Here is a 7376-nt window from a genome sequence, read left to right as displayed (position 1 = left end):
TTAGTCCCGACTCGGAGGCGAATCTGAACGAATCGTGCCCAGTCGGGACTAATTTTTTGTATTTTGCAATACGTACTTTACCGGAGGCTTACAAAGATATTAGTGCCATGGTAAATGCAAATGGAGGTATCTTAATTTACGGCATAGCAGAGAAAGCTATTTCTAACGGTTGCTCTATTCCCGACTTTATGACTCCTATCGCTTCAACTGATATGACAAAGGATCAACTTACTCAACTCCTTTCGTCAAACATATCTCCTAAGATACCAAGCATAGATATTCATGTCCTACAAAAAGACGATGGCAATATTTTTGTGGTGAGTGTACCCAAAAGTACAACGGCACATCAAAATAAGATAAATCATCTTTACCATATAAGGAGGAATGCAACAGTAGAAGTAATGGAAGATTATGAGATTCGTGATGTTATGAATCGTCAGAGCAATCCTCCTTTAGAGATAGATGGTTGTGGCATATATAAAACCAGAATTGACACTTATCACAAAAAGGTGGAATATACATTTATGGCAAAAATCATAAATGTAGGTCACTCCGTCTGCCAAGTTTACAAGTTGAACGTGTATTTCAATAAAATATCTGTTCATTGCGATATATCCTTTCCCTCAAAAGAAAGATATTCTTATACGGCATTGGATGCAGAGAGATTGAAAATTTCTTGCAGCGGCCAAGAGCCTATCTTCGGGGGTGAAACTTTAGAAATGGGGCATTTTAAGCTTATAATTGATCAACCTCACGAAAAAGAATTCAATGAAGGACTTATCATAGATATGATTTTATTCTACCCAGGTGGTTCCTGTGATGTTGCATTTATTCCTTCTGAGCAACGATATGTTGAAGGAAGGGAGAAAATAGACGCATTATTAGGACGAGATAATAGAATAGACTATCCTATGCTTGAGGTAGATCCCTTAAAAAGAAATTGAGAGAAATTAACTTATTACAATAGAGAAATTATCAAAAATATGAGTAATCCTAGCGATAATATACGAACAATAAGGCATGATTTATCCCCTTATCTTTTTAATTTCTTAAGAGATGACGATGCTCCAACTATTTTACACGAAATACTTACAAGTGGCACTCTATTATCAAAAGAGCATGAATATATATGCTTTACAGATGCGCCGATTACTTGCTACCTTTCTAATTTAGAGTATTTTGACAGTTGGAAAGAAAGAGGTTATAAAGCAATGTTTTCCCAGTATGGCATTGGAATAGCAAGAGATTGGCTTATTGAGAATTTAGGAGCAAGACCTGTTATTTATGGGCAGGCAGAAGAAATTTATTTTTTGAATGAATCTATTCGATGGAGATTTCAGGAACTTGATATTCATAAAGGAGATTATTCATGGTTGAGAGAATGGCGTATACCAATGAAAGAATTGAATTTATATGATATTCCTCGCGAACACATAATTTTTATTGCGCCAAAAGAAGAAGAGTTAAAGGAATATGCAGTCGATTGGGAATTTGATGTAGATTTTGATTATGACCATGGAGAAACTCATCCATACTTAATCGAAACCCCAAAAGACATTCGATATTGGAAGGGATTTTCACTAGATCGAATAAAAGAAATAGAAAATGATTTCGTTTTGAGTGCTCATACAAAGTCTCAAATCATTGGTGAAAAGTTATAATCTTATCACTTAAAAAGAAACACCCAACTTTACATTTTTGGGTGTAAAATTGGGTGTAAGTCTCGTAAGCCACTGATAAACAAGTAATATTGCGGAGAGACAGGGATTCGAACCCCGGGTACCTCGCGGTACAACGGTTTTCAAGACCGCCGCAATCGACCACTCTGCCACCTCTCCAAAAGCTTCCCGGTACGGAAGCGCTTTCTTTCAAAAGCGGTGCAAAGGTACGAATCCTTTTTAAATATGCAAACGTTTTCCGCAAAAATAATCACACCCTTTTTTATCATTATCCCCACAAATAGGTATTTTATGTTTTTCAGCATAAAAAGGTTGCGTTTTTGTCTCGGTAATATAAAAAATCATCTTATTTTTGCGTGCTCTAAAGAGACAGATTCAGTAAACTTCTAACATTATTAATTTATGGAATTAAATAAGATCTTTAAAGATGGTCTTTGGAGCAGGGAAATCAACGTCAGGGATTTCGTAAGTAACAACATTACTCCATATTACGGAGACTCTTCTTTCCTCGAAGGTCCTACGGAACGTACAAAAGCCGTATGGAACCGTTGCCTTGAGGCATTGGCAGAAGAAAGAGCGAACAACGGGGTGCGGTCGCTCGACTGCTCGACCGTATCTACGATCACTTCGCACAAAGCCGGATATATAGACAAGGAAAACGAACTCATCGTCGGTCTGCAGACCGACGAATTGCTAAGACGCGCCATCAAGCCTTTCGGCGGAATCAACGTAGTGGCGAAAGCCTGTCACGAAAACGGTGTCGAGGTAGACGAACGGGTGAAAGACATCTTTACGCACTACCGCAAAACGCATAACGACGGGGTGTTCGACGTCTATACCGAGGAGATACGCTCTTTTCGCTCACTGGGATTCCTCACCGGACTTCCCGACAATTATGCACGCGGACGGATTATCGGCGACTACCGCCGTATGGCGCTCTACGGAACCGACCGCCTGATCGAAGCCAAGAAAGAGGATTTGCGCAACCTGACCGGGCCGATGACCGATGCCCGCATCCGCCTTCGCGAAGAGGTGTCGGAGCAGATCAAGGCGCTGAAAGAGATGAAAGTGCTGGGCGAATACTACGGACTCGACCTGAGCCGTCCGGCTTATACCGCACAAGAGGCGGTTCAGTGGGTATATATGGCTTATCTGGCCGCCGTGAAAGAGCAAGACGGAGCCGCCATGTCGCTGGGCAACGTTTCTTCGTTCCTCGACATTTATCTGGAATACGAACTAAGCAAAGGAATCATCACGGAAGCTTTCGCCCAAGAGCTGATCGACCAGTTTGTCATCAAACTGCGGATGGTACGCCACCTGCGGATGCAGTCGTACAACGATATTTTTGCGGGAGACCCCACTTGGGTAACCGAGTCTATCGGCGGACGCTTCAACGACGGACGGACGAAAGTAACGAAGACTTCTTTCCGTTTCTTGCAGACGCTATACAATCTCGGACCTTCTCCCGAACCGAACCTCACCGTATTATGGAGCCCGGAGCTTCCCGAAGGTTTCAAAGACTTCTGCGCGAAGGTTTCCATCGACACTTCTTCCATCCAGTACGAGAACGACGACTTAATGCGCGAAGTACGCCAATCGGACGATTACGGAATCGCTTGCTGCGTATCTTATCAGGAAATCGGCAAGCAGATACAGTTCTTCGGAGCACGCTGCAACCTCGCAAAAGCTCTCCTGCTCGCCATCAACGGCGGACGCTGCGAGAACACCGGCACGGTGATGGTAGAGGGCATTCCGGTACTTACCGACGACACGCTGAAGTTCGAAGAGGTAATGAACAATTACAAGAAGGTATTGGTAGAAATCGCCCGCATCTACAACGAGGCGATGAATATCATCCACTACATGCACGATAAGTACTACTACGAAAAGGCACAGATGGCTCTCATCGATACCGACCCGCATATCAATCTGGCATACGGGGTAGCCGGATTATCCATCGCGCTCGACTCGTTGTCCGCCATCAAGCATGCCAAAGTCACCGCCCGTCGCAACGACATCGGGCTGACCGAAGGATTCGACATCGAAGGAGAATTCCCCTGCTTCGGCAACGACAACGACAAGGTGGACCATCTGGGTGTGGATCTGGTATATTTCTTCAGCGAAGAGCTGAAAAAGCTGCCTGTCTACAAGAACGCCCGCCCCACCCTTTCGCTACTCACCATCACTTCCAACGTGATGTACGGCAAAAAGACCGGAGCCACTCCGGACGGACGGGCGAAAGGTGTCGCATTCGCGCCGGGAGCCAACCCGATGCACGGGCGCGACAAGAACGGCGCCATCGCTTCATTGAGCTCGGTGTCGAAGCTCCGCTACCGAGACGCTCAGGACGGAATCAGCAACACGTTCTCCATCGTGCCCAAATCATTGGGGGCCACAGACGAAGACCGCGTGGAGAATCTGGTTACGATGATGGACGGTTATTTCACCAAAGGGGCTCATCATTTGAACGTGAACGTACTGAACCGCGACATGCTGTACGACGCGATGGAGCATCCGGAGAAGTATCCCCAACTGACCATCCGCGTTTCGGGATATGCCGTAAACTTTGTGAAGCTGAGCCGCGAACATCAATTGGAGGTTATCAGCCGCTCATTCCACGAAAAGATGTAAACCGTATTCCTTATCAATGATATGATGATAAACGTTCATTCCTACGAAAGTATGGGAACATTCGACGGGCCGGGATTACGGCTCGTCGTTTTTCTGCAAGGGTGCAACTTCCGCTGCCTGTATTGCGCGAACCCCGATACAATATCTCCCCAAGGGGGAACTCCCACTCCGCCGGAAGAGATTGTACGCATGGCGGTAAACCAGCGTCCTTTCTTCGGGAAGCGCGGAGGAATCACTTTTTCCGGCGGCGAACCCACCTTTCAGGCCAAAGCTCTGGTGCCTTTATTCCGCGAACTGAAAGAAAAAGGCATACACATTTGTCTCGACAGTAACGGAGGAATATGGAACGAAGAGGTGGAAGAATTGCTGAATCTGACAGACCTCGTCCTACTCGACATCAAAGAGTTCGACCCTGCACGTCACCGGATGCTGACAGAGAGAAGCAACGGGCAGACACTCCGCACGGCGGCATGGCTGGAAGCCAACAATAGGCCGTTTTGGCTACGCTACGTATTGGTGCCCGGCTACAGCGACTTCGAGGAAGACATTCGCCGCATGGGGGAATCGTTGGGAGGATACCGGATGATTCAACGGGTGGAGATACTCCCCTACCACCAATTAGGTGTGCACAAATACGAAGCCATGGGGTTAAATTACCCATTGAAAGAAGTTAAGGAAAATACGCCCGAACAGCTTGAAAAAGCCGGAAGGCTCTTTGAAACATGCTTTCCATCAGCTACGGTAGTGGTGAATTAACCGATTGCCTCATCCGTTTTTTCACACATACGAAACGTATGGATTTGCAGCATACAGATTTGCCCTGAATCTCTTTTTCGAAACAGAGCGGCACGAGGCTTTATCTCTCCGGAATCGCGAACCGGAAGCTGTCGGTTTCAATCCGTTCTACGGAAACGTTTTTATTCTTCCTGTATTTATTCAGAAGTTTCTCCGCTTCTTTCTCGAGTTTTTTCTCATTATCGGAGAAGTAAATCATGCAGGTGCTGTTCTGCTGCAACCCCGACTGTTCCAAATAGGTTTTCAACTGATAGCTGTATTCATCGCGATGCACAAGAAATCCCTGCTTGCTGATTTCCGCGCTATCCAGCAGCTGGATGTCGGTATAATACACCACCGTATCCGTAAACGAAGCCGAAAGCCCGAAAGCATAAACACTTTTGAAACGGTCTTTCTTTAAAGAGGATGCGGAGCACAGCACAAAAACGAGCGCAACCGCCGACAGTAGTTTGAAATATTTCATATGGCCGTATTGAATAGATTGGTAAACTTAATAAATATTGGCAAAGATAATAAAATACCGAAAAAAGGCAAAAGCAAGACATAGACATTATTATATTATTTCCGCAAGCCTCTTTCAAGGCATGCCGGAGACGCTATCCCGGAAAAGGCGTTCTATGCGAACCTTTCTCTGATTCAGCCATAGTCGGCATTATACCCTGACTCCATTTTCAAAGATAAGCATCAACTACGCCTATACCGGGAAGCAGAAACTCTTTACCGCCTGACTCCATTTTTAAAGATAAGCATCAACTGATTCGTGATTCGAAAACAGATATACAGTCTTCCCCGCCTCATCGCCTGAAGGGGATGAAAAGTCAAATATTTTCGTAAAATACAGGGGTAAAAAAAGGCCTTGTTCCAGCCTCTTCAAAGCCTCTTTCAAAGCCTGTCTGAGACGCTATCCCGAAAAAGCCGTTTGACGCGTTTTTTTTGCCCCGATTTAGCGGTGCGGGATTGTAGGGAAGCGAGTTAAAAATAAAATTTCTACTGTGTATCAACACGTTAATTACTAAAAGGGCGAACAAACTGCCCGTTAAAAGCACATTTTTGAAAACGCCAAAACGCCAAAACGCCTATATGACTGTTTTACAAACGATGAAAACGGCTCGGAAGGTTATTGAGAAGGAGAATACGGTCGGGATGCAGTCTCTATTTTCTCGGGATAATTGTTTAAAAATATTCCAAATCGACCGACGAATGTATCGTGAAAAAAAAGAAGACCTAAGGTTACTTCAAACATGAGATATAGCTTCAGACATGAGATGTAGTTTTAAACATGAGATACAACTCCGGACATGAGTGTAGCTCCGGACATGGGATGCAACTTCAAACATGGGATGTAGCATCAAACATGGGATTTAGCTTCGAACATGAGGTGCCGCTTCGAGCATAAGATATAGCTTCGAATATGGGATATACCCTATGCCTGCTGCTACGAACACCGCCGATGGTTACTCACTCTCATGGGCTGGGAGAAGCCGGCTATTTCTTTGAATAATCCTGACAGGTGAAGGAATTATTTTAGCCTTCATCCATCCTTTTTTACCACAAAAAAGGTATACGAAGTAGCTGCACCGACGAACTGAGAAACAGCGTGGACATAAGAGGGAAAAATCATATAAATAAATTGATAATCAATAATATAACCCATCATCCCCATGAAAGGTATCAAAAAAAAGGGGACATAGTGACTTTTTGGCGTTTTGGCGTTTTCAAAAACCTGAAAAATCTCCGGAACGCTTCTTCAATCAGCCTGAAACAGCACCACCCATAATGGTAATTTATTATTACTCCTAGAATGTGATTAAACGTTTTATAAGAAGCTCCGTCGGGGTTCGTCCGGGTTTGGAGAAGCTCCGTTTGCAGAACGCTCCGGAACGTCGAAACTGTTCGGAGATAAATCCGGTGTGACGACGAATTCGGTTGAAGAGATGGAATGGAACATCGAAGCTGTACAGGACACAGCTCCGGGTGACGGGTAAGCTTTTGGTGAAACCACACACGCGCACCGGGTAGCGAGCAAGCTTTCGGTGAAACGGCCACCTAAATGCTTAAGATGCTTCGGAGTAAATTTTAAGGTGGCGACGAATTCGGTTGAAGAGATGGGATGCGACATCGAAGCCGTACAGGAGACAGCTCCGGGCGGGAGATACGCTTTCGGTGATGACCGACCGAGTCCCTGCCCCCGAAGCCTGCGGAGTTTCATCACAAAGCCCGCCGTGTCTGTTTCCAAAGCCCGCCGGTTTTTTTTCAAAGCCCGCCGTGTTT

At 45.2% G+C, this 7376-nt stretch carries 6 protein-coding genes and 1 tRNA gene; 4 read left to right on the top strand and 3 right to left on the bottom strand.

What is annotated here, in order from left to right; all coding sequences use genetic code 11:
- Nucleotides 1–944, top strand: a 944-nt coding sequence (locus tag GGR07_RS11110; protein WP_221213962.1) for an AlbA family DNA-binding domain-containing protein, incomplete at its 5' end; no start/stop codon positions are given.
- A 39-nt stretch (nucleotides 945–983) separates the two neighbouring features.
- Complete coding sequence (locus GGR07_RS11105) at nucleotides 984–1661, top strand: hypothetical protein (RefSeq protein WP_021644995.1); 678 nt, start codon at nucleotides 984–986, stop codon at nucleotides 1659–1661.
- A gap of 92 nt (nucleotides 1662–1753) precedes the next feature.
- On the opposite strand, the gene GGR07_RS11100 is transcribed toward GGR07_RS11105, so the two are convergent.
- Nucleotides 1754–1838: transfer RNA gene (locus GGR07_RS11100), tRNA-Ser, on the bottom strand.
- Between the two features lie 243 nt (nucleotides 1839–2081).
- Between GGR07_RS11100 and pflB the strand changes: the two genes are divergently transcribed.
- Both pflB and pflA read left to right on the top strand, forming a co-directional pair.
- Nucleotides 2082–4310 carry a formate C-acetyltransferase gene (pflB, locus tag GGR07_RS11095; protein WP_122056642.1) on the top strand — a complete coding sequence of 743 codons (2229 nt, stop codon included), beginning with the start codon at nucleotides 2082–2084 and terminating at the stop codon, nucleotides 4308–4310.
- A gap of 24 nt (nucleotides 4311–4334) precedes the next feature.
- Entirely contained in the window at nucleotides 4335–5066 is a 732-nt protein-coding gene (pflA, locus tag GGR07_RS11090; RefSeq protein ID WP_034543717.1) for a pyruvate formate-lyase-activating protein, read from the top strand.
- Between the two features lie 100 nt (nucleotides 5067–5166).
- On the opposite strand, the gene GGR07_RS11085 is transcribed toward pflA, so the two are convergent.
- Both GGR07_RS11085 and GGR07_RS11080 read right to left on the bottom strand, forming a co-directional pair.
- A complete protein-coding gene (locus GGR07_RS11085; protein WP_021644991.1) occupies nucleotides 5167–5568 on the bottom strand; it encodes a hypothetical protein in 402 nt (133 codons plus the stop codon).
- Between the two features lie 1353 nt (nucleotides 5569–6921).
- Nucleotides 6922–7362 (bottom strand): hypothetical protein, encoded by a 441-nt coding sequence (locus GGR07_RS11080; RefSeq protein WP_147298166.1) that lies wholly within the window; start codon nucleotides 7360–7362, stop codon nucleotides 6922–6924.
- Between the last annotated feature and the right edge of the window lie 14 nt (nucleotides 7363–7376).

The organism is Bacteroides pyogenes (assembly GCF_014196225.1).
GTDB lineage: Bacteria > Bacteroidota > Bacteroidia > Bacteroidales > Bacteroidaceae > Bacteroides > Bacteroides pyogenes_A.
The sequence above is the reverse complement of the archived record's forward strand: the minus strand, read 5'-3'. Positions and strand labels throughout refer to the sequence as shown.

Excerpts from the sequence above, each read along its gene's own strand:
- GGR07_RS11105 (WP_021644995.1), top strand. The coding sequence starts at position 984 with ATGAGTAATCCTAGCGATAATATACGAACAATAAGGCATGATTTATCC.
- pflB (WP_122056642.1), top strand. The coding sequence starts at position 2,082 with ATGGAATTAAATAAGATCTTTAAAGATGGTCTTTGGAGCAGGGAAATC.
- pflA (WP_034543717.1), top strand. The coding sequence starts at position 4,335 with ATGATAAACGTTCATTCCTACGAAAGTATGGGAACATTCGACGGGCCG.
- GGR07_RS11085 (WP_021644991.1), bottom strand. The coding sequence starts at position 5,568 with ATGAAATATTTCAAACTACTGTCGGCGGTTGCGCTCGTTTTTGTGCTG.